Raw genomic sequence first — 21,337 nt, forward strand, 5'->3', positions numbered from 1 at the left:
GGTTTGGGTGTGGCTGATTGGTCTTGCCATCCTAATTGTATACCATAGTTATGACCAAACAGCAAGCCTTCTTTGAGAGTTTGCCAGCCATTGGTAGCAGATGCGATCGCATCATCAGTAAAATCTATTGGTTTACGGTATTGCGCCATTAACACAAATAGCCGCACTGCCATGGGGTCAACGGGACGGTCGAGTAAGTCTCTGATAGTAGTAAAGTTGCCTAAAGACTTAGACATTTTCTCTCCATCCACCTTGACCATGCCATTGTGTAACCAATAACGGGCTAGGCTTTTACCAGTTACTGCTTCCGATTGAGCAATTTCATTTTCGTGGTGGGGGAAAACCAAGTCAGAGCCACCAGTATGAATATCAATCGTTTCCCCGAGCATATCTCGCACCATCGCCGAGCATTCAATATGCCAACCTGGACGACCAGGTCCCCAAGGGGATTCCCAGGATGGTTCCTCTGGCTTAGCGCTTTTCCAAACCGCAAAATCAAAGGGGTCTTTCTTCTTAGGCCCAACCGAGTCGGCTACATCTACCCGTCCACTGGCTCCTGCTTGCAAATCCTCTAACTTGCGGCCAGAGAGTTTGCCATACTCCTCAAACCGACGCACTGAATAGTACACATCCCCATCGGCTTCGTAAGCATAGCCTTTTTGTTCCAACTCACACACCAGTCGCTTGATTCCATCTAAGCTATGAGTCGCGCGGGGGTAAGCATTAGCCTCTTGGACATTCAGCCTTGCCATATCTTCAAAATAGGCATCAATGAAGCGTTCCGACACTGCCTCCATAGAGGTGCCTTCCCTTCGGGCTCGGTTTAGGATTTTATCATCAATATCTGTAAAATTTTGGACATAATTCACATCATAGCCCCGCCATTGTAAGTAGTGACGAGCGGTATCCCAGACAATACAAGTTCTAGCATGACCCAAGTGGCACAAGTCATACACCGTAATGCCACAGCAGTACATCCGGACTTTACCAGTTTCCAATGGCTCAAAGGATTCCTTGCGGCGGGTTAAGGTATTGTAAAGGTTTAGGGTCATGACAAAGAAAAGATAAAATCACCAACAGTGGGCTATAGATATACTTTTGACATCCTCCCTGGTTAAATCAAAGATTATAACGAGGGATTCCTAAGACTCACGACTTAGGTTTCTGTTTCCTTCTCCCCTTGGGGGAGTTTTTCGCACCAGCCTTCCGAGATTTACTCTCTTCGGGTCTTACGGTCGCTCCGCAGACTGACACGGCAAGTCCTGCCGCCAAAATGTTAATTGATGCATTGATATCACGATCGTGGTGAGCATTGCAGGATAGGCAATCCCATTCCCGAATATTCAAAGCTAAAGACTCAACACGATTTAGGCAAACAGAACACAGTTTGCTACTAGGAAACCACTTATCAATGGAAATGGCTTCTCGATTATACCATTGAGACTTGTACTTAATCTGACGAATTATTTCCGCCCAGTTGGCTTCACTGATAACTTGAGCTAGTTTGTGATTTTTGACCAGATTTTTCACAGCTAAATCTTCAAACGCAATCAATTGGTTTTCTCTGACCAGTTGAGTAGTTAGCTTGTGGGTAAAATCTCGTCTAGAGTCTTTGATTTGTGCATGCACCCTGGCAACCTTTAACCTGGCTTTGTAACGATTATTAGAACCTTTTTGTTTTCGTGACAAAGCTTTTTGGTATTTAGCTAGCTTTTTCTTGAGCTTTTTAAAATGTTTGGGATTGGCAATTTTATCTCCGTCGCTTGTTGTGATCAGGCTAGTAACTCCTAAGTCCAAGCCAACTTGTTTATCTGTGGTCGGTAAGCTCAAATCTCTATGGTCATCAAACCTAATTGAGATCTGCCACCGCTCAGATGGGTCTAAGCTAAGTGTAACAATACTTGGAGTGCAGTTTGCAGGTAACTGACGACTCCAACGAATCCGTAAAGGTTCTTTACATTTGGCAAGATAGACTTGACCATCTTCCCATTTGAATGCTGACTTAGTAAATTCTGCACTACCACCATTACGTTTTTTCTTGAAGTTAGGATACTTAGCTCGACCGGCAAAGAAATTAGTAAAAGCGGTTTGTAAATGTCTTAATCCTTGCTGAAGAGGAACAGAACTAACGTCATTCAAAAAGAACAAGTCATCCTGTTTTTTCCATTCTGTCAACATTAAGGAAGTTTCCTTGTAGCTTATCCGTCGGGAGCGTTTGTACCAACCTGAAGTCCTAGCATCTAAAGCTTTGTTGTAAACAAGTCTTACACATCCTAGAGTTCTCCTCAGCAGAGTTTCCTGTTCAGGGGTTGGATAGAAACGGTAACGGTAAGCTTTTTCGACCATTATTTACTCTTTGGTATATACTTACATTATAATATATTCTGTGTAAGGTGTCAAGTAAGCGCAATTCATGAGGGGCTGTGTGGGTCACCTGCGGGAGCACTTTATACGCCCCGTCTCCCGTTATACCCGTAGGGTTAGCTGGAGATGAATTGCTGTTTTAGATAAAATACGATATCTTGGTATATCTTGATTCTCAACTGTTTTCACAAGTTGCCTTATGCAAACTTTACCGACTGATTCCCCATCTGGTCAAGGGATGGAAGCCCCGAAACAAGGCTTACCCGTTACCATTATTACCGGTTTCCTGGGTAGCGGCAAAACCACCCTCCTTAACCATATCTTAAGTAACCAAGAAGGCGTCAAAACAGCGGTCCTTGTTAATGAGTTTGGTGAAATTGGTATTGATAATGAGCTGATTATCAATACTGATGATAATATGGTCGCCCTGAATAATGGCTGTATCTGCTGCACCATTAATGATGATTTAATTGAAGCAGTTTACAACGTATTGGAGCATCCAGAAAAGCTGGATTATTTAGTGGTGGAAACTACCGGATTAGCGGACCCCTTACCAGTGGCGCTAACCTTTTTGGGCACAGAATTGCGAGATATGACTCGTCTTGATTCTATTGTCACTATGGTAGATTCAGAAAACTTTAGTATCGATCTATTTAATAGTGACGCGGCAACTAATCAGATTGCTTATGGGGATATTATTATCCTCAACAAGACTGACTTGGTCGATCAAGCCAATGTAGACCACTTGGAAAACCGGCTCAGAGATATGAAAACTGATGCTAGGATTTTGAGAACTACTAAAGCCGAAGTGCCAATTCCTTTAATTCTCAGTGTTGGTCTCTTTGAGTCTGATAAGTATTTCGACAGCAAAACATCAGATCATGATCATCACCACCATGATCATGACCATCATGACCATCATGACCATGATCACCATGATCATCACCACCATGATCACCATGACCATGATCATCACCACCATGACCATCATGACCATGATCACGCTCATCACTATCACTCCGATCACCTAGAAATTGACGGATTCACTTCCCTTTCTTTCGAGAGTGACAAGCCCCTAGGGCTTCGGAAGTTTCAGGATTTCCTAGACAATAAGTTATCCTCTAATGTGTTCCGCGCTAAGGGAATTCTCTGGTTTGATCAAAGTCCTCAGCGTCACATCTTCCACCTCAGTGGTAAGCGTTTCTCTATTGAAGATGATGAGTGGAAAGGTGAACCAAAAAATCAATTAGTGCTGATTGGTCAAGATTTAGATCATGATACATTACGTGAACAATTAAACCAGTGTATCTCTTCAGAGTCTACCAATACACAGCAGGGGATTTGGTAAGCAATTGTTGAATTAAGAATGAAGAATTAAGAATGTAGAATGAAGAATTAAGAATGCAGAATCCTAAATTCGGCGTTGCTGATTATGGGTATGATTGAGCCCCCCTAGCCCCCCAAGCGAGGGATTGCTCGCTTGGGGGGAACAAGACTTTCTTGGGTCCCCCGCCCCCCTAGCCCCCCAAGCGAGGGATTGCTCGCTTGGGGGGAATTAGCGGATGCTTAGCTTTTTTAAAGATGGGAATTTAGGGGTCTTGACCACAATCAGATGATTGCGCATTCATACTTCAATTCAGCAACGTCCTAAATTATACATTCTTAATTCTGAATTCTTAATTCTCAATTCTTAATTCTCAATTCTCAATTCTCAATTCTCAATTCTCAATTCTCAATTCTCAATTCTTAATTCTCAATTCTTAATTCTCAATTCTTAATTCTCAATTCTTAATTCTACATTCTCAATTCTACATTCTTAATTCTACATTCTTAATTATTAATTATTAATTACCCCTAAAACTCCCCAAAAAAACTTTTATAAAACCCTTGAAAAACTAAATTATAATCATTCCAATAATCACTATAATCACAATGAGTTCAGTTTTTTAGTGATGTCCAAAAAATTTTCCCAAAATTTCAAAAAACAACCCGCTAAGCACGTCCTGAAAGGTTCTCGTGAAGCCGTCATTTATAGTATGCAGATGCTATATTCCCTAGGCTATGGGTCGATTGCTGAATGGACCCCTCTGGAACCAACTGATGTTCCCGGGGAAGTGATGACTACCATAACCAAGTATTGGCTGTTGCCATAACACTTTAAATTTCTGGGGGGATTTCCCCCCCTTGCGTGACCTTTGGCCAATCAAATCATCACATCGGGTTAGATTTGGGAACTTAGTGATATCACAATTTCAACTGACTTATTGTGGAGTTGAAATAGCCGTGGATAGTATTTCTACGGCTATTTTTTTGGAAGCTATCAGCGGTCAGCGGTCAGCTATCAGTTATCAGCTATCAGCTATCAGCTATCAGCTATCAGCTATCAGCTATCAGCTATCAGCTATCAGCTATCAGTGATTAGCTTATGTGCTACGCACACGCTACGCGAACAGCTACGCGCAATCGGTGCTTTTGAATACAATAAGCTGACGGCTGACAGCTGACGGCTGACGGCTGAATGCTTAGCTAAAATACTATTAGCCTTAACTAATACTTAAATCATGGACGATTTAAATTACTATTTAGACAAATACGACGCTATACCCTTAGATACTGATCAATACAAAAATAGTTATGTCGGCTGGGCACTAGACTTTTTTATTGACGAAACAAAGGTAATAAATCCTTATTTAGATATTACCTTAAGATTAGACTTAACCGATGCGGAAACTAATTATAACGATAATTTCAAAAATGACTATTCAACCTTTACGTGTTTCTTAATCTGGAAATTACTTAAAGCCCTGAAAGAACATCCTCCTTTCTGGTGGAGATTTATTAACCATAAATGGTATCAAATTAATAATCCACCATTATTTTGTCCGACAGCAGTGGGAGGCGAAGTTCGATTTGCAGAAATGATCATTAATAATGCCACAAAATTAGGATGGCTTGAATTTTATCAACTATACAGAAATAGCAAAGACAGTATTTTCGCTAATCCTATATTGCCCAATAATAATGATAGATACTATGCTTACCAACTAGGTCAATTTGTTGGTAATCTTCCTGGCTTGGATTTTTTAAGTTTTTCTATGCAGACAGGTCGTGGAAATACCCAGAGTTTTTTCTACTTTGGAAAGCGAACCTACGACAATAATCAGCAAAGACTAACGGTGCCTTTAGCTATCAAATTTCACCATAGCAATTTAGATCCAATGCTAATCGAAGTGTTAGTTAAGGATTATCTAGCTGAATTAAGTAAGCATTAATACAGTATTTTTTACTTGGTTGAGGTGAAAATTCTGGCGTTGCTGATTCTGGGTATGGTTTTGCCCCCCTAGCCCCCCAATTTTGCGGTGCGACCCGTGGCGAATTTAATTCGCCGACGGAAAGCGCACCGGTGGGGGAACAAGACTTTCTTGCGTCCCTTCCGGTGCGCGCCTCCTAGGGCGAGTAAATCGCCCTTGGGTCGCACCGCAAAGTTGGGGGACCCACGGGGGCTTGACCAAAACCAGATGATCGCGCATTCATTCCTTGATTCAGCAACGCCAAAATTCTTGGGTTTTAGAGAACAGGGAACAGGGAATAGGGAAGAGTAACCCACCCCTAACCCCTCCCAGGAGGGGAAAAGGGAACAGGGCAAAAATTATGTGTACCTCATTAGGATAAAAACTGCTATAGATCAGTAGGCAAAACTGCGCTCAATCCCTACTCCCTACTCCCTACTCCCTACTCTCTACAACTCAATGGAATAATAATCCAAACCACCTTTTCCTGGACCCTGAGTCCACCGTGAATCAGGTTTCCAAGCACCATTTTCTTCTTCCCGACGGCGAGTGTAGACAGTGAGCTGATTATCCTTAATTTTCAGTAGATTATATTGCCAAGGATAACCGGGTATGAGTTCTTTGGTGGGTGCCCCAAAGGTGCCAGCACCAATTTGGTCGAGTTTGCGCCCAGTTGGACTGAGGTCGTAACGGAAAAGGCTGGTTTCGGCTTTGTGAATGTGTCCGTGGAGGAAGAAGCGGAATCCAGCTTGGGCGAGTTGTTCCATGAATCCTTGGTCGGTAATGCGATCGCTTCCAGCACTATTGAGGGGATGGTGCCAAACCGCTAGTTTCAGGCAGTTGCGGTAGTCTTGGTTACGGCGAATTTCGGCCAGGGCCTTGCTGAGAGCACCGGAGTGGATGCTAGCCCGGTCTCTGAAGTGGTGATCCAGTTGCCAAGCCGAGTTTAGTCCTAGGATCAGTAACTGTTGGTCTGGGAAATAGTCGATAATCCCTTGCTGGTCATAGTCGAGGGGATAGGGTTGAGTTTTGATAGCTTGATAGAATTCGCTGAAGTGGGCTAACCGTTGTTGGTATTTGGATTCATGTCGGACTAGAATCACCCGTTCACTTTCTTCGATGTAGTGACCCTCTGTTAGTGTACCTTGGTAATTTTTGCGATACCAAAAATCATAAGCCTCCTCTGAAAGTTCCCAATTGAGGTCATGGTTACCGGGAACTAGAACAATTTGCTTCGAGTCTAGGGAAAAGTCTTGGCGGAGGTTGTGGAGAAACTGTTGTGCAGCCTGGTATTCCTCTGGAGTGGAATAATTCGCGATATCACCGGAGAGGATAAGAGCGTCAAGGTGAGGGATTTGAAGGTCTTGAATTAGGTCTTGGGCGAGTTGGTTTGACCAAAGGGTAGCTTGGTCAGGGGTGGTGATGTGGAGGTCCGAGAGGTGGAGGATGTACATGGTTTGAGTGGCAATTGGTTTGGGAGTGGGTTTGGGACTATAGGTTGGGTTGTAGATTTGGTAGCGCTCTTGAATGGCGTTAAGGACATTTATGGTTTGATCACAGCTTATGCCATCATTAGTTTGTACAAATTCTTCGTTTTTGAGGCGATTAATCAGTTTAGGAATAGTAGCTTCTGTGCCAATTTTTCCCAGAGCTTCGGCTGCCCTTTCAGGTACATAATTATAGCTATCTTCCAGGCATTTAATTAGTCCATCAATAGCAGATTCTGAAATAGCAGATTGTGAGCCAATTTTTCCGATAACTTCTGCCGCTATCATCCGCACATCAAAATCCTCATGCTCTAGGATTTTTATCAACTTATTAGTGGCGGATTGTGAAGCAATCTTAACCAACGCATCTGCTGCCCTTTTCTGCACAGAATAGTCATCATATTCCAGGACTTTAATTAATCCATCAATCGCAGACGTTGCTCCAATATTCCCCAAAGCCTCTGCTGCCTGACTACGCACCAAATCTTCTTCATCTTCCAAGCATGTAATTAACCCCTCAATCGCCGCTGCTGACTTAAGTTTACCCAAAGCCTCTGCTGTCATCCAACGCACATCTGAGTGGTCATCTTCCAGACATTTAATTAATCCATCAATCGCTGCTTCTGAGCCAATATCACCCAAAGCAGTTGCGGCCTCACGACGCACTAAATAGTGGTCATCTTCCAGACATTTAATTAACCCATCACTAGCCGCTTCTGAGCCAATTTCTCCCAAAGCCTCTATTGCCAGGTAACGTAGCTCGTCGTCTTGATCGTCTAGGAGTTTAATCAGTTCATTAATAGCATCTAATGAACCAATTTCTACCAGAGCTGGTTTCGCAATATACCTTACATAATGCTCTTCATATTTAAAGAGTTTAATCAGAGGATCAATAACTACTAGGGATTCTGGTGATTGGTAGTTAATCAGAGCTTTTGCAGCATTGATGCGCACATAGGAATTTTTATATTTGAGGAGTCTAATCAGATCATCATTAACGGATAGTGAGAAGATTTCTATCACCGCATCTGCTGCAGTATAATAGACTTTATAGTTTTCATCTTCCAGGAATTTAAGTAGCCCATCAATAGCTGCTGGTGACTGGATTTTACTCAAGGCTGTCACTGCCGTTATCCGTACCATAAAGTCTTGATCATCTAGACAGGTAAGAAGACCATCAACAGCCGTTTCTGAATCGATTGCTCCGAGAGCATTAGCTGCATCTCTCCGAATCTTATTATTTTTATCTTCCAACAGTTTAATCAACGCCTTAGTAGCTGATTTATCACCGATTTCAGCTAAAGCATAGGTCACTTTATAACTTCCACGATAGTCTTGAGATTTAAGGAGTTTAATCAAAACATCGATAGTTGCTGGTGACCGCATTTCAACTAGAGCTTCTGCCGCCCTCCTACGTATAAGTGAGTCGTCATCATCTAGGCATTTACTTAAGGCAGCAATCGTGGCTTCTGTGCCAATTTCAGCCAGAGCATATGTCGCCTTCCTACGCACATTTGATTCGTCATCATTCAGGCATTTACTTAACAGGTCTATGGTGGCTTCTGTCCCAATTTTTTCGAGAGCATTTGCCACACTCCAACGCATAGCAAAGTTGTTATGATTCAGGAATTTACTTAGCTCAGGTATCGCTTTGTCTGATCCAGTTATTCCCAACAATTGAAGCTTAACTAACTTCGGAACCTTTAACCCAAGCACCAACCCAACAGTCTGCTCCTGAAACTGCGGTTTTACTGCTCCTGCTAACCTCGCTCCCAGTTGCCAATCCACTGCTAATCCTAACTTGACAACACGCTGGGCTTGGGCTTGATCATCTAGCAATTGCAGCATCAGCACCAGAGGTTCTGTCCATTTCAAATAATTGAGATAGTTCTGTTGTAACTCCTGATCGCTGATACTTGGTAATTGCTTCAATAAATATTCGGCTGTATAGTATTCTTGGATCATTTGGTGTCGAAACTCAATCAATTTTCCTGATTGTTGAATCAAGTGATGGTTGAGTAAATCCTTTAGCCAAGCTCTAGCGCGAACTTTAGGATCGATACAACCATTCTGACCTAGATAGTTAGTTAAAAATTCCTGGGATTTTGTCTTAGGAATAGCAACAGTAATCTCTTTGGGCTTATCCCCAGTTGTCATCACAAAAGCTAACTGTTGCAGCAAGTCAGTCCAAAATCCTCTTGATTCCTCGGAAACCCTAACATCTTGCTTGATGTTATCAGAATAGAACTGGGTAAATGAGCGAAAGACTAAACCCAGATTTGACGGTATCTCTCCCTTATCCTGAAACAGGGCACATAGCATCATTAATAGTAGGGGAGTTTGGCCAAACTCCCGTAAGCGATCGCCCAACTGCTGAAGCATCTGCTCCCCCTGTTGTGGCAAATACTTTCGGACAAATTCCGACATTTGCTCTACACTCAAGGATTGCATTTCCAACTTCTTCTGAATCCCCAAGTCACCACCAACTCCTAAATCCCTAGTGGTGAAAATCATGGGAGTAGGCTTCTGGTAATTCTGCCGAAACTGAGTCAAATCCACACGTGCTGCTTCTGACGGTAGCTCGTTTACCCCATCGATCAGTAACCAGAATTGTCCCTCAAACAATAGTCTTTCGATATCGGTGGAGTCCAGCAGTACATCATGGCGTTTCAGAAAATTCCGTACTAACTCCAACACGGATGTCTGGTAATATCGCAGTTCCACCAGCACCGGAATTTTCCCTGGTATCCCATCATCCCCCAACAATCGCAATAACGCAGTGGATTTGCCGGAACCCGGACGACCCACTAGTAAAACATGGTCAGTAGCATACTTGAGCAATCCTTCTAGGACAGGTAAGCGCTCAATTTCTTCCCGATTTTCGTCTGGTTGTGGCTGCTCCGACTTGATGGTTTGGACCATCAGGTTAAAGTTAAACAGTCTAGGGGTCTGTTGCTGCGGCTTGGGCTTGCGGCCTTGGACATCGGTGAGGGTATAAACTTGCCACCATTTGGCGTAGGTGTTACGGATTGATGCTAGATAGGGATCCCAATTGATCATCTTAAGGATCTTGTATGAATTATGAAGGTTGAATTATCTGGCACCCTTGTCATTCATTATAGTGGGCGGGCAGTTGGTGGGCAGTGCTTTGGGATGGGATGGGGAGCTGATCTGATTGGTCTGCTGCACTGCCCACCCTACATCTATTGCTCGATTGTAGTGGAACTGGCATCTTGCCAGTTTCAATATATGTTGGGGCGGGCAGGATGCCCGCTCTACTGCTATGCTCACCCAGTGGAATGGGCATCTTGGTAGAACTGGCATCTTGCCAGTTTCTATTTCCAGGCAGTTGGTGGGCAGTGCTTTGGGATGGGATGGGGAGCTGATCTGATTGGTCTGCTGCACTGCCCACCCTACATCTATTGCTGGATTGTAGTTGCAATTATAGTTGACAAAATTATCTATAAGTGCTTACACCCCTTGCCCTAGATATTTCCATCTCCTGATCACGCCATCTCCCGGTGTTCCAGTGCTATTCTCCCACTGGCAACTGTTGAAATAATCAAGACTTAGGCAATTGCCCCCTAAATCCCCCAATTCTGGGGGACTTTGACATCATTACCCCCCAAAATTGGGGGGCAGGGGGGCAAAACCCAGTAAACTTCGTAAGTCCTAATAATATTTTTTTTGTAAATTAGTTGAGAAAGCTTTGCATTTGAAACCTAAATAGACTAAACTAGTCTATGAGCATTAGCAATAACTAATCCCTGGCTGCTCAAATCTTCCCTTAACCAAGGCAGCTTGCTTCCAGCTTTTAACTAGCGGGGGGTCTGGGGGATACATGAACCTCCCAGGGTAGTTTTCTGGGTTTCAATACCCCTAAAAGTGGTATGAGTCTAACAATGAACTACTGTTACCGAATCTATCCATCCGCCATTCAAGAGCAACAATTGCTCGAATGGTTGGAGGTTTCTCGCCTGCTTTACAACCAAGGATTGGGAGAAATCAAAGACTGGATAAATTCGCGCAAATGTCGTGTTAATTGTTGCTCTTTGCAGTCGGAATACATCATTCCAGCTGATATTCCTTTTCCTAATTATTATGATCAGCAAAACGCCCTCCCTAAAGCTAAGGAAGTATTTCCCCGCCTGAAACAAGCCCCTTCGCAAGTACTTCAAACTACTCTTCGTCGGTTGCATAATGCTTGGGACTTTTTTAAAACAAGAGGCTTTGGCTTTCCTCGTTTCAAGAAGTATGGGCAACTCAAGTCCCTACTTTTTCCTCAGTTCAAATCCAACCCAATTACGGGTTGGCAAATCAAACTTCCCAAGCTGGGGAAAGTGCCGATCAACCTGCATCGACCTATCCCTGATGGGTTTGTGGTTAAACAGGTAAGGGTGTTGAGAAAGGCTGATAGATGGGAAGCAGTTATTGCTATTTCTTCTGATATCTCGATACCGGAAGTTAAGCCTCATGGTAAGGCCATCGGCATTGATCTCGGGCTTAGCTGCTTTCTGGCAACATCTGAGTCTGAGTTGATCTGTAGACCCCGATTTCTGGTTAGTTTGCACCGCCAGCTGAAATTGCTGCAACGCAAGTACGCCAGAACTAACAAGGGTTCTAAAAATCGAGAACGAGTGAGACTAAAGCTGGCCAGGTTCCACAACCACATTGCTAACACCCGCAAAGACTACCACTACAAGCTGGCGAATCATCTTTGTTCCACTGAAGGAGTGGGGATGGTTTTCGTTGAAGATTTGAATGTTTTGGCAATGAGTAGAGGGATGCTTAGGAAGCATACCCTCGACGCCGCCTTTGGTCAGTTTCTCAACATCTTGGAGTGGGTAGCATCTAAGCACCAGGTCTACTGTGGGCGTGTCGATCCTAATGGCACCTCCCAAACCTGTCCCAAGTGTGGAACTCATACCGGCAAAAAGGGGCTTTCGGAGCGGGTACATCAATGTAATGGTTGTGGATATAGAACGGATAGAGACCATGCAGCTGCCCAAGTAATCAGGTGGCGTGGTTTAGAACAAGTCAGTACGCAGGGACTCTGCGGAATAGAAAACGCCTATGCAGTCGGTCTGCCGGGGGTTGGGGAGACCCGATCTAGGTCAGAGGCAAAATCTCGTAAGAGAAAAACTAGGAATGCCCAATCGTGAGGTTGGGAAGCCTACACCATAATCGTTGATTTGGTGTAGGAGGATGTCACTAAAAAACTATTTCATTATTGATTATGGATCCATCTATATCTGAATCAGAGGCCAGTCAAGTGATAGAGATCAAGTGGGGAGACCGATGGCAAGTCTATCGGCGCTTGCAAGAGCTAGAGATTCCCTGTCACTGTAAGACTGACCAGCCCTTGAGAGCTGAAATCGATAATGTCACGGCTTTGATTCAAATTTGGAGTATCCTCAGACAGCTAACCCTTCCGCGCCAGGAGTTAATATCCTGGCTCGATGATTGCTGGCAGCTTCCTAGCAAAAGGCGCAAGGAGAGACTGTAACTAGTAGGTAAGCATTCAGCCCTCAGCGGTCAGCCGTCAGCTTTCCATAACTCAGATTAAACTACTGATCCTGTCAGGTCTACTCAACCTGCCAACATTCAACCTGCCAACATTCAACCTGCCAACATTCAACCTTCAACAAAATAACTTTCACTATCAATTCATGACAAAACCAGCAATTCTACATTTAGAAGGGATTACTAAACACTTTGATCAAACCACTGAGCCAGCAGTGGGGAATGTGTCGTTTACCCTCCATGAAGGGGATTTACTGGGATTAGTGGGGCCATCTGGCTGTGGCAAAACGACTTTACTGCGGATTGTAGCTGGGTTTGAGCGACCCCAAGCGGGACTAGTGGTATTGGCAGGACGGAAAGTGACTGGGCCAGGGTATTGGTTACCACCAGAACAGCGCAATACTGGTATGGTATTTCAAGACTATGCTCTATTTCCTCACCTGACCGTAGCAGAGAATGTGGCGTTTGGGCTTAAGCAGAATCGGAAACAGAAGAGTGGTGTCTGTGTCAAGGGTAATACGGAAGATGCGATCGCATTAGTCGGATTAGCTGGCATGGGCAAACGTTATCCCCACGAACTCTCTGGTGGTCAGCAGCAGCGAGTAGCCCTAGCCCGTGCCTTAGCCCCGCAACCTAAATTAATTCTATTGGATGAACCCCTCAGCAATCTGGATGTCCAAGTGCGTCTGCGGTTGCGTCAGGAAGTGCGAGCTATTCTCAAAGAAACCGGCACCTCTGCTATTTTTGTCACCCATGACCAAGAAGAAGCCTTGTCGATATCCGACCAAGTGGGAGTAATGCGTTCTGGTCGATTAGAGCAATTGGGGACACCAGAAGAAATCTATACCAATCCCAGCTCTCGCTTTGTAGCAGAATTCGTCACCCAAGCCAACTTTTTACCAGCCCAACGCAGAGGAGACCTATGGGAAACAGAAGTAGGCTCCTTTGCCATCAGAGTCAATGATGCCATACTTAATACAAAACTGGATCAGCTGGAGCAAGGGGAGCTGATGCTTAGGGAAGAAAATGTACTTCTCAAGGCTGATGATGACTCCACCGTAGTGATTCAAGACCGACACTTCCTAGGTCGTGAATACCGCTACTGTTTACAAACCGCTTCCGGCACAAAACTCCACGCTCGCACCAACCTTAGCACTCAGTTACCCGTAGGGAAGCGGGTGCGACTGTCTGTAGCTGACCCATCAGTACCGATATTTTAGAATTTAGAATTTAGAATTTAGAATTGAAGAGAATTTAGAATTTAGAATTTAGAATTTAGAATTGGGAATTGAAGAGAATTTAGAATTGGGAATTTAGAATTGAAGAGAATTTAGAATTTAGAATTGGGAATTTAGAATTCACCATTCTGGCTTCTGGCTTCTGGCTTCTGGCTTCTGGCTTCTGGCTTCTAGCTTCACCATTCTGGATTCTGCATTCTAAATTCACCATTCACTATTCTGCCTTCACCATTCTTAATTCTTCATTCTACATTCTACATTCTTAATTCTTAATTCTACATTCTTCATTCTACATTCTTAATTCTTCATTCTTCATTCTTCTCCGCTGACTGATTGCCATCAGAGGATTGCACTTGCTTGAGATGAATCTTATTCACCTGAACAATATAATGTTCTATGGCCTTTTGTGATTGTTGTTGACGTCGCGCGCCATCGGGTGAATCAGAAAAGCGATAAGCTGGAGTAACTCCCAAGACAAATTTTTCCTGTTCCGCCTCTAACAATTCTACAGTAGTGTTGGCAGCAATCCAATTTTCTTGAAACGGAAAGGAAGTAGACACACTAGCAACAATAGAAGCAACAGCTGGAAATATTACTGGGAGCCACTTTAGTAATGCAGAACCAGTTTCTAATTTGTCTAGCAAGACTAAAATTGGTGTTATTCCCGATAAAATAATGGTTAACATTTGGGCAACATAGTAAGCATTTCGGGAGGTTCTGCGGGTCTTTTTATAATCGTCAATTAACTCCTGGCTATAGGTTAATGCTTTTTCTATCGCTAGAGTTATCGGGTTATTCTCTATGGAATTATTACCGCACCAGAGCCCACTACATAGTTTAGACTTTTTGGTCAGTTGCGACTGATGATTAGCTTCTTTATAGTCTTGCCACAATTGTTGATTAAATAGAAACAGAAATAGAAAAACCGCAACACAAGCAGCGCTAACGATTAGCAATATTTGACGGTGTGAGATAAAAATAGAGGCCATTCCAACCCCAACCCCACCAGCCAGGAATAAATAAGAACCGATATTGATTAAAACTGAAGGTCTTGAAATTGATGAAGACGAGATTTGCTCTATTGTCTTAGGAATTTTAGTTTCTGGAATTGCTTCAAAATTAGTCATTTTTATCTGAATATCAAAACAGTTAATGGTAATGAACATAATTGACTAGACACAATTATAGCAAGTAGACATCTCCAGAAACTCGGTTTTGACCCAGGCAGTGCAAGGGTTTGAGGTTAATTTTTGGAGATGTCTAGTGGGCATTGCTGATTGGTAGAATACTCAGAAATCCCACCGTTAACCCTCCGTTATGATTTATTTTTGAAATTTTGTCCCCAAACTCCTCAAACTCCCCCCACTCCCCACACTTCCCACTCTCCCCATTAACTAAGCAATTGACTCAATTGCGGTGGTTGTTACTGTAGGTGACTCTAGTACCAGCCCACTGAAGCTTAGTCCTTAAGGTCTGGTAATAGGAATACTGTTCCCGTAGGATAATGAACTTGGCCTGACAATCTGCTCTACGCACGTCCACCCGTTGTCCAGGCCAAATAGAGGTTGCGAGCACACCATCCATCCAGAGTTTAGTGTTTAGTTCATAATCCCCCAAGGGCCAGATACTGACAACAGAGCCAGAGGGGAGCACGAAAGGACGACTGGAAAGGCTCATCGGACAAATCGGTGCTACTGCGATCGCTTCAATCGAGTCGTGCAAAATTGGACCATTAGCGGAAACAGTATAGCCAGTGGAACCAGTGGGAGTCCCAACAATTAGTCCATCCCCTTGGTATTGATCCACTACTTCTCCATCAATTTCCATTTCCAGAATTGAGGTAATCATCCGATCGGCAGAGGCAGGTTTAATACACATTTCATTGAGTGCGAAAAAGCGTCCGCTAACTGGTGTCAGGTCAGTGCGGTTTCCCTCAAACACAGCCCCCTCTAACATCATCCGCCGCTGAACTGCATAGCGGTCTTCTAATAGTCGGTTCCATACTTGCTCAGTGTCTTTAAATTCTTCGATAGGTTCGGTCAGAAATCCCAGATGACCTCCAACATTTACTGCCAAAATTGGTATTCCTTCCGGAGCCAGATGTCTTGCGGCTGCCAATACTGTCCCATCCCCCCCGAGAACCACTGCCAAATCAATGGCTTCGGTGGCAGAAGCTAAAAAGACTGGGTAGGGATTATCTTTCGCGCCACTTGGTCCGATCAGAACCTTGCACTGGCGTGTTTCCAACTCCCGAGCGCATTTTTCTGCGCAACGTTTTCCTTGGGAGTCTCCAGCTTTGTGAATAATAATGACTTGCTTTAGCTGCACGTTACTGTTCTGGCTTACCCCTAGTGTTCACTGTTATTCTAGAGCGTTGGGTTAAGCGTTACCTGATCTTTGCGGGGAAATTGGGGAAATAATTAAATTGTCAAATAAATTTAATTCTCAAAAAGGCGTTTTCTTGATCAAGAAGACTACCAACTTGGGCTAACTATAACTAGACACTGGGTCAAACAGACTTAGTCAATAGGAGATTAACCCATGACAAACGAAGAATTTGATACCTTAGTCAAGAAACTCGAAGATTATGCCCAACAATATCCCGGTAATTATCAGAGTGGGAGAGTTTGAGAGGGAAAAGAATACCCCGTCCTCTTAGGTCTTGAAGTTACCGTAAGGAGAGGGTCGCCTTAATCAATAAGTTTTAACCTTTTTTTGCATAGCCTGCCTTGGGAGTTATAGCAGTCGCCAGGGCAGTTAGGACATGACAAAAGTCTCAAAGCTAAGTATAGCAATAGTTTTACTTCTGACTTCTGACTTCTGACTTCTGACTTCTGCTATACCGTAAGACAGGGGAGCCTTATTACAAAATTTTTAACCTTTTTATTCATAACCTGCCGACCAGAAAGGCTCCCCTGTCTAAGAGGATATCTGAAAAGTTTTTTGATACTGAATTTTGCCCCCCTAGCCCCCCAACTTTGGGGGGAACAAGAGTCAATTTGCTTCTAAAAGTCCCCCAAAATTGGGGGATTTAGGGGGCTTGGATGTAGCAAATGAGACTTCTCAGACAACCTCTAAGGTTTCATCGTAAGTATTCAGCGATCAGCGATCAGCGATCAGCGATCAGGCACGAGAACTGCACGGGGTCGGATTAGTAAAACCAGCAGGGATTTTCAACCAGCCGTACCAGCACCCCCCAGCTTATTTACTAAGCAGGTACACAAAATTGATTACACATTTTACAAAACTCAAAGCCTTACAATGTAAGGGTTACAGAGATGGCGAGTAGGTAATTAATTCTGCGATCGGTGCTTACCTCCCATTGATTAGCTGACGGCTGACGGCTGACGGCTGAATACTTACGTTTCATCTTTAACCATAAAGGCGACCCTCACCATCAGGTTTCGTCTCTGGGGATGAATTTTCCCTCTCAAATAGTGTTAATATAAAAAGTAAGGGTCTCAAAAAAAACTGGGTATTGACCCTACTCAGGTACCCTGGCCATAGGCCACGCTACGGGAACGGTGCGCGGGAAAGTTACGCCCAGGTCGATAACAACCAACGGTGGTTGTGCAAAGGATACCCCATTCCTGCGACGGATGGGGAGGTTCAAGCCTACATTGTTCCTGACGGGGTGACAAACAGCCTTAAAAGCCTTGCTGGGTGTGGGGTGACCGGGTGTAGGGTGTAGGGGAAGATCAGGAGCTGGCTACCTTGCGACGGAACGGATGAAGCGATGAGCAACTAGCTCCCTTTGACCGTACTGCATCCCGACTCCCGACTCCCTACTCCCATTAACCCAGGACGAAAGTACCTCTTTTATAGGGAAGCGTAACCAAAGGTGATGTTAAACCGACGACACCAAATTGCTACAGAGCCAAATTCATCAAGATTCCAGTCGTCAGGAATAGCATAGCGTTGAGCACCACTGAATTGCTTGAGTCGGGCAAGGGTTACATAGTCTCGTGGTTGAATTTTACGAGGTACACTGCTGTTCCGATACAGGACTACATTCACATCGGGGCCACTACCAGTTTTAAAGGATTGATCGAATTCTAGATAGCGTTTACCATTTTCATTGACAATCTTGGCATTTCCTTGAGTGCGATGCCCTCTATCAACGGTGATAAAGCTTCCTGTGGCGATAGTAGAGGCTATTCGTTGACTGAGCAGAGCATTGTTTAAAGAGTTGTGTTTAACAACAGTTGTTTCTGCTTGCACAGCCGGAGTTGCTGCTGCCATTAACAATACGGATAAACCACCAACAATTAGACGTTTCATAACACTTCCTCCTAGTAATAAAAAATGAATTGAATCATTGTTTTAGTTGCTTAATTATTATAATGAACTACCATCCTGAAATCGCCCTAACTAATAAATGAAAGTTAGATGAGATTTAGACAAGAAAACTGAACCACTCAAAACTGACCCACTCATATCAAGTCCGGTTGAATACCCATAAGACCTCTCCAAAAAACAAACTTATGGTAAAATAAGATAAAATTAATCACTTTTATCAACCTCAAAAACCATGAGCTACACTTGGAACTACATCCAAAAAAATCCTAAACAAACAAAAAGATTGCTANTAGCAATCTTTTTGTTTGTTTAGGATTTTTTTGGATGTAGTTCCAAGTGTAGCTCATGGTTTTTGAGGTTGATAAAAGTGATTAATTTTATCTTATTTTACCATAAGTTTGTTTTTTGGAGAGGTCTAAAGAAGGAAAAATTTTTAGTATTGTAATCTTAGATAACTCCACTGGTATAGATGTAGATAGTATTAACTCATTTGATTATGATCAGCTAGTTTCAAATTTTGAAAAACCAATAGAACTAAGAAAAACTGATTACAAAGAGTACCCTGTCTTTGGTTTCTTGTTCACGGAAACCAGAGAGGATAATTTTCTTGAGCTTAAAAACATCCTAAATTCAGACTTGAATGAGTTTATATCCACCACTGTTATAACCTGAGACCGAAGAGCCAAGAATTATCGCCCACAGTCGTTAAATTTAGGTGCGACCCCTGGCGAATTAAATTAGCCGTTCGCTTTCCGTTCGCCGTAGGCGACGGAAAGCGCACCTCCATTGATTAAGGCCTCAGAAGAAACCTTAGAATAAAGGCTTAGTCTGAGGCCTTAATCAATAAATTTTGACCCTTTTCTGCATAGCCTGCCAACTAGAAAGGCGACCCTATCCTTACGGTAACTTCTAACCACTATTCTTACAGTAACTTCTAACCACGCCGACCTTGATCCTAGGTCGCCGCTACGCGAACGGTGCTGACGTGGGGCATAAGCGCGGATGAAGCTAACTGAATCTCCAAAAGGTTCCTAAATATATATAGCGCTAAGCTCTATATACCCATTCGATTGATTTGTGATTTATTACTGCTAGAGATAATCATGAATCGATCAATGCGATCGCTAACTTAAACTGCAGCACTAAACAGCAGCAGTAAATTCCAGCACTAGGGAATAATTGCGAACACCCTTGCTGGAAAACCAGAACCTTTCAGGGGCTTAGGAAACGTTACTATTGCGATCGCACCATACTCCGGCACCTGATTCAAGTTAGTCAGCAACTCAATCTGATACTTGTCTTGGCTGAGAATATAGTTTTCTAGGGAATAGTCCCCTTGGCTAGTGGCAATTCCAGGGTCAGTATCAGTTGGTTCATGACCGGAAGCAGTAATGTAGCGTTCTTCGTAAAGATATTTCAGTACTTCAGCACTCCAGCCAGGATAATGGGCAATACCATTAGCGTCAGCATTACGCATTTTGGTCATACTTGGCCAAGCCTTAGACCAATCCGTACGCATTGCTACAAATGCCCCTTCTGGCACCAAACCATATTTCTGTTCCCAAGCTTGTACATCTTCCAGGGTAATTTGATAGTCGGGGTTGTGACTGACCTTGTCGCTGACATCGATTACCACCAGGGGTAGCACCATTTCAGTGACCGGGATTTCATCCTGAAACCGTTTACCCCTGACGAAATGAGCTGGCGGATCAACATGGGTACCCCACTGACCAGGAATATTATAGCGCTGTGCCCAAAATCCAGACCCCTTGGTGCCAATCATCTCATCGTAGTAGTAGGTTGTGGTGCGTGTTTCAGGATCAAAGCCTGGCCAGTGGGGAATCTGGGGATGAAAGGTATGGGTTAAATCCACAAACTCATGAGACTTTAGTTCTGCTAATTTATCCCAAAGACTGGGGTACTCAGCGGTTTGGGCAGTGCTCGGGTTTGCCAAACCGACTATGACAATCATGGTTAAGACCAACAAAGCTTTACGCAACATGGCTCTTGCCTATAAAAAGTATGAAATGAAGTATCAAGGATTCAGCATAAACCATGAAGCATTAAGGATTAAGAATGAATCAGTGTAAGCATTCAGCTATTAGCCATCAGCTATCAGCCATCAGCTATCAGCAGTCAGCTGACTGCTTTTCCCGTAGCGTGCGCGTAGCGCATATGCTTACGAATCAGTATCCATGCTTTATCCATATGTTCTACCCATACCAAAAATGCTATAGACCAGTTACTTCCTATATTCATTACTCAGGACTGACGTACTGACGCACTTATTCACTCAATTCGACGTCAAACGCTTAGAAATCTGGTTAATTAGTCCACTAACTATGGCTCCAGCCATCAGCACGCCAATGGCGGGAGTAAATACTGGTTCCCAAAGGCTGTACCATAGTTCCAGTCCTAAGGGAATACCAACCGAACGACCAACCAATGCGATCGCAAACCAAAAAAAGCTCAATAAGACTAGAAAAACATCGAACATTAAAACTTGGTTAAGCCAACGGAGCAGTTGCTCTTTCATCTTCAAAATTTCTGGAATTTTAGTTTACTTGTCAACGTTATTAGTTTATTGGTGTGCAGTCATGCTGGTCAAGAGTGAAATAATCGAACTTAAAACCCACGAACCTATCGCCATCTACAATATCACCGATTACATCAGCAAATTACTAGAGGTTACTGGGGTTAAAAACGGTCATGCTTTAGTCTTTTCCAGACATACAACTACTGCGTTAGCAATTAATGAATATGAAGAACGATTACTCGAAGATATCAAAGTCCATCTAAACAAGCTAGCCCCTAAAGATGGTAAATATCTCCATAATGACCTGCACTTAAGGATTGTACCTCCTGATGAGCCGATCAATGCCCACTCTCACCTAATGGCAATGATGCTAAACAACAGCGAATATATTCCTATTATTGATGGCAAATTAGCTTTGGGCACCTGGCAATCGGTTTTATTCGTTGAATTAGATGGACCTAGAGACAGAACTGTTTTAATTCAACTATGTGGTGAAACCTAAAAACTGTCTTACTACGAATTGGCTGAAGCAGAACGGTTTAACTAAACCTCCTTATCCTAATTATAGATAATTATAGATAGAATGAACTGAGCAAACTC

General features: G+C 43.4%; 18 protein-coding genes and 1 pseudogene. 9 read left to right on the forward strand and 10 right to left on the reverse strand.

Annotated elements, in window-relative coordinates; translation table 11 throughout:
- Both cysS and F6K64_RS01675 read right to left on the reverse strand, forming a co-directional pair.
- A partial coding sequence (gene cysS, locus F6K64_RS01670) for a cysteine--tRNA ligase (RefSeq protein ID WP_287264716.1) occupies window positions 1-1,052 on the reverse strand: 1,052 nt, incomplete at its 3' end.
- A 97-nt stretch (window positions 1,053-1,149) separates the two neighbouring features.
- Window positions 1,150-2,346 (reverse strand): RNA-guided endonuclease InsQ/TnpB family protein, encoded by a 1,197-nt coding sequence (locus F6K64_RS01675; protein WP_008185941.1) that lies wholly within the window; start codon window positions 2,344-2,346, stop codon window positions 1,150-1,152.
- Window positions 2,347-2,563: 217 nt separating this feature from the next.
- Between F6K64_RS01675 and F6K64_RS01680 the strand changes: the two are divergent.
- From F6K64_RS01680 to F6K64_RS01700, 5 genes and pseudogenes are all read left to right on the forward strand, one after another.
- Window positions 2,564-3,728 (forward strand): annotated as a pseudogene (locus F6K64_RS01680) (CobW family GTP-binding protein).
- Window positions 3,729-4,316: 588 nt separating this feature from the next.
- On the forward strand, window positions 4,317-4,517 hold the full coding sequence (locus F6K64_RS01685) for a hypothetical protein (protein WP_008185945.1): 201 nt from the start codon (window positions 4,317-4,319) through the stop codon (window positions 4,515-4,517).
- A gap of 130 nt (window positions 4,518-4,647) precedes the next feature.
- Entirely contained in the window at window positions 4,648-4,782 is a 135-nt protein-coding gene (locus F6K64_RS01690; RefSeq protein ID WP_267872050.1) for a hypothetical protein, read from the forward strand.
- Window positions 4,783-4,925: 143 nt separating this feature from the next.
- Window positions 4,926-5,636 carry a hypothetical protein gene (locus F6K64_RS01695; protein ID WP_008185951.1) on the forward strand — a complete coding sequence of 237 codons (711 nt, stop codon included), beginning with the start codon at window positions 4,926-4,928 and terminating at the stop codon, window positions 5,634-5,636.
- Between the two features lie 96 nt (window positions 5,637-5,732).
- Window positions 5,733-5,966, forward strand: coding sequence for a hypothetical protein (locus tag F6K64_RS01700; RefSeq protein WP_131827084.1), 234 nt, complete (start codon window positions 5,733-5,735; stop codon window positions 5,964-5,966).
- Between the two features lie 137 nt (window positions 5,967-6,103).
- On the opposite strand, the gene F6K64_RS01705 is transcribed toward F6K64_RS01700, so the two are convergent.
- Together F6K64_RS01705 and F6K64_RS01710 are read right to left on the reverse strand one after the other, a co-directional pair.
- The gene (locus tag F6K64_RS01705; RefSeq protein WP_008185952.1) at window positions 6,104-10,201 is read right to left on the reverse strand and encodes a HEAT repeat domain-containing protein; all 4,098 of its coding nucleotides are present in this window, start codon (window positions 10,199-10,201) and stop codon (window positions 6,104-6,106) included.
- A 33-nt stretch (window positions 10,202-10,234) separates the two neighbouring features.
- Window positions 10,235-10,546, reverse strand: a complete 312-nt coding sequence (locus tag F6K64_RS01710; RefSeq protein ID WP_131827085.1) for a hypothetical protein — start codon at window positions 10,544-10,546, stop codon at window positions 10,235-10,237.
- 497 nt (window positions 10,547-11,043) lie between these two features.
- On the opposite strand from F6K64_RS01710, the gene F6K64_RS01715 reads away from it, so the two are divergent.
- The 3 genes from F6K64_RS01715 to F6K64_RS01725 all read left to right on the forward strand — a co-directional run bounded on the left by F6K64_RS01715 (window position 11,044) and on the right by F6K64_RS01725 (window position 13,884).
- Window positions 11,044-12,303: an RNA-guided endonuclease InsQ/TnpB family protein gene (locus F6K64_RS01715; RefSeq protein WP_008185956.1), complete on the forward strand. Its 1,260-nt coding sequence runs from the start codon at window positions 11,044-11,046 to the stop codon at window positions 12,301-12,303.
- A gap of 74 nt (window positions 12,304-12,377) precedes the next feature.
- A complete protein-coding gene (locus tag F6K64_RS01720; RefSeq protein WP_008185958.1) occupies window positions 12,378-12,647 on the forward strand; it encodes an Asr1405/Asl0597 family protein in 270 nt (89 codons plus the stop codon).
- 163 nt (window positions 12,648-12,810) lie between these two features.
- Window positions 12,811-13,884, forward strand: coding sequence for an ABC transporter ATP-binding protein (locus F6K64_RS01725; protein WP_008185960.1), 1,074 nt, complete (start codon window positions 12,811-12,813; stop codon window positions 13,882-13,884).
- A gap of 79 nt (window positions 13,885-13,963) precedes the next feature.
- Here F6K64_RS01725 and F6K64_RS01730 read toward each other — a convergent pair whose 3' ends face one another.
- From F6K64_RS01730 to F6K64_RS01755, 6 genes are all read right to left on the reverse strand, one after another.
- Window positions 13,964-14,113, reverse strand: coding sequence for a hypothetical protein (locus F6K64_RS01730; RefSeq protein ID WP_154659835.1), 150 nt, complete (start codon window positions 14,111-14,113; stop codon window positions 13,964-13,966).
- 94 nt (window positions 14,114-14,207) lie between these two features.
- Window positions 14,208-15,029 (reverse strand): DUF4231 domain-containing protein, encoded by an 822-nt coding sequence (locus F6K64_RS01735; protein ID WP_044493695.1) that lies wholly within the window; start codon window positions 15,027-15,029, stop codon window positions 14,208-14,210.
- 280 nt (window positions 15,030-15,309) lie between these two features.
- Window positions 15,310-16,230, reverse strand: coding sequence for an NAD(+) kinase (locus F6K64_RS01740; RefSeq protein WP_008185964.1), 921 nt, complete (start codon window positions 16,228-16,230; stop codon window positions 15,310-15,312).
- A 1,491-nt stretch (window positions 16,231-17,721) separates the two neighbouring features.
- Complete coding sequence (locus F6K64_RS01745) at window positions 17,722-18,183, reverse strand: DM13 domain-containing protein (RefSeq protein WP_008185966.1); 462 nt, start codon at window positions 18,181-18,183, stop codon at window positions 17,722-17,724.
- 1,186 nt (window positions 18,184-19,369) lie between these two features.
- Entirely contained in the window at window positions 19,370-20,203 is an 834-nt protein-coding gene (locus tag F6K64_RS01750) for a cyclase family protein (RefSeq protein ID WP_008183115.1), read from the reverse strand.
- Window positions 20,204-20,494: 291 nt separating this feature from the next.
- Window positions 20,495-20,737 carry a DUF8620 family protein gene (locus F6K64_RS01755; protein WP_008183116.1) on the reverse strand — a complete coding sequence of 81 codons (243 nt, stop codon included), beginning with the start codon at window positions 20,735-20,737 and terminating at the stop codon, window positions 20,495-20,497.
- Between the two features lie 61 nt (window positions 20,738-20,798).
- Between F6K64_RS01755 and F6K64_RS01760 the strand changes: the two genes are divergently transcribed.
- Window positions 20,799-21,239, forward strand: coding sequence for a secondary thiamine-phosphate synthase enzyme YjbQ (locus F6K64_RS01760; protein WP_008183118.1), 441 nt, complete (start codon window positions 20,799-20,801; stop codon window positions 21,237-21,239).
- The last annotated feature ends 98 nt before the right edge of the window (window positions 21,240-21,337 follow it).

The sequence above is a fragment of the Moorena sp. SIO3A2 genome (genome assembly GCF_010672265.1).
Classification (GTDB): domain Bacteria; phylum Cyanobacteriota; class Cyanobacteriia; order Cyanobacteriales; family Coleofasciculaceae; genus Moorena; species Moorena producens.

Coding starts and splice junctions, on each gene's coding strand:
- F6K64_RS01715 (WP_008185956.1), top strand. CDS start 11,044: ATGAACTACTGTTACCGAATCTATCCATCCGCCATTCAAGAGCAACAA.
- F6K64_RS01675 (WP_008185941.1), bottom strand. CDS start 2,346: ATGGTCGAAAAAGCTTACCGTTACCGTTTCTATCCAACCCCTGAACAG.
- F6K64_RS01735 (WP_044493695.1), bottom strand. CDS start 15,029: ATGACTAATTTTGAAGCAATTCCAGAAACTAAAATTCCTAAGACAATA.
- F6K64_RS01695 (WP_008185951.1), top strand. CDS start 4,926: ATGGACGATTTAAATTACTATTTAGACAAATACGACGCTATACCCTTA.
- F6K64_RS01720 (WP_008185958.1), top strand. CDS start 12,378: ATGGATCCATCTATATCTGAATCAGAGGCCAGTCAAGTGATAGAGATC.
- F6K64_RS01745 (WP_008185966.1), bottom strand. CDS start 18,183: ATGAAACGTCTAATTGTTGGTGGTTTATCCGTATTGTTAATGGCAGCA.
- F6K64_RS01685 (WP_008185945.1), top strand. CDS start 4,317: ATGTCCAAAAAATTTTCCCAAAATTTCAAAAAACAACCCGCTAAGCAC.
- F6K64_RS01725 (WP_008185960.1), top strand. CDS start 12,811: ATGACAAAACCAGCAATTCTACATTTAGAAGGGATTACTAAACACTTT.
- F6K64_RS01705 (WP_008185952.1), bottom strand. CDS start 10,201: ATGATCAATTGGGATCCCTATCTAGCATCAATCCGTAACACCTACGCC.
- F6K64_RS01750 (WP_008183115.1), bottom strand. CDS start 20,203: ATGTTGCGTAAAGCTTTGTTGGTCTTAACCATGATTGTCATAGTCGGT.
- F6K64_RS01760 (WP_008183118.1), top strand. CDS start 20,799: ATGCTGGTCAAGAGTGAAATAATCGAACTTAAAACCCACGAACCTATC.
- F6K64_RS01730 (WP_154659835.1), bottom strand. CDS start 14,113: ATGGTGAATTTAGAATGCAGAATCCAGAATGGTGAAGCTAGAAGCCAG.
- F6K64_RS01755 (WP_008183116.1), bottom strand. CDS start 20,737: ATGAAAGAGCAACTGCTCCGTTGGCTTAACCAAGTTTTAATGTTCGAT.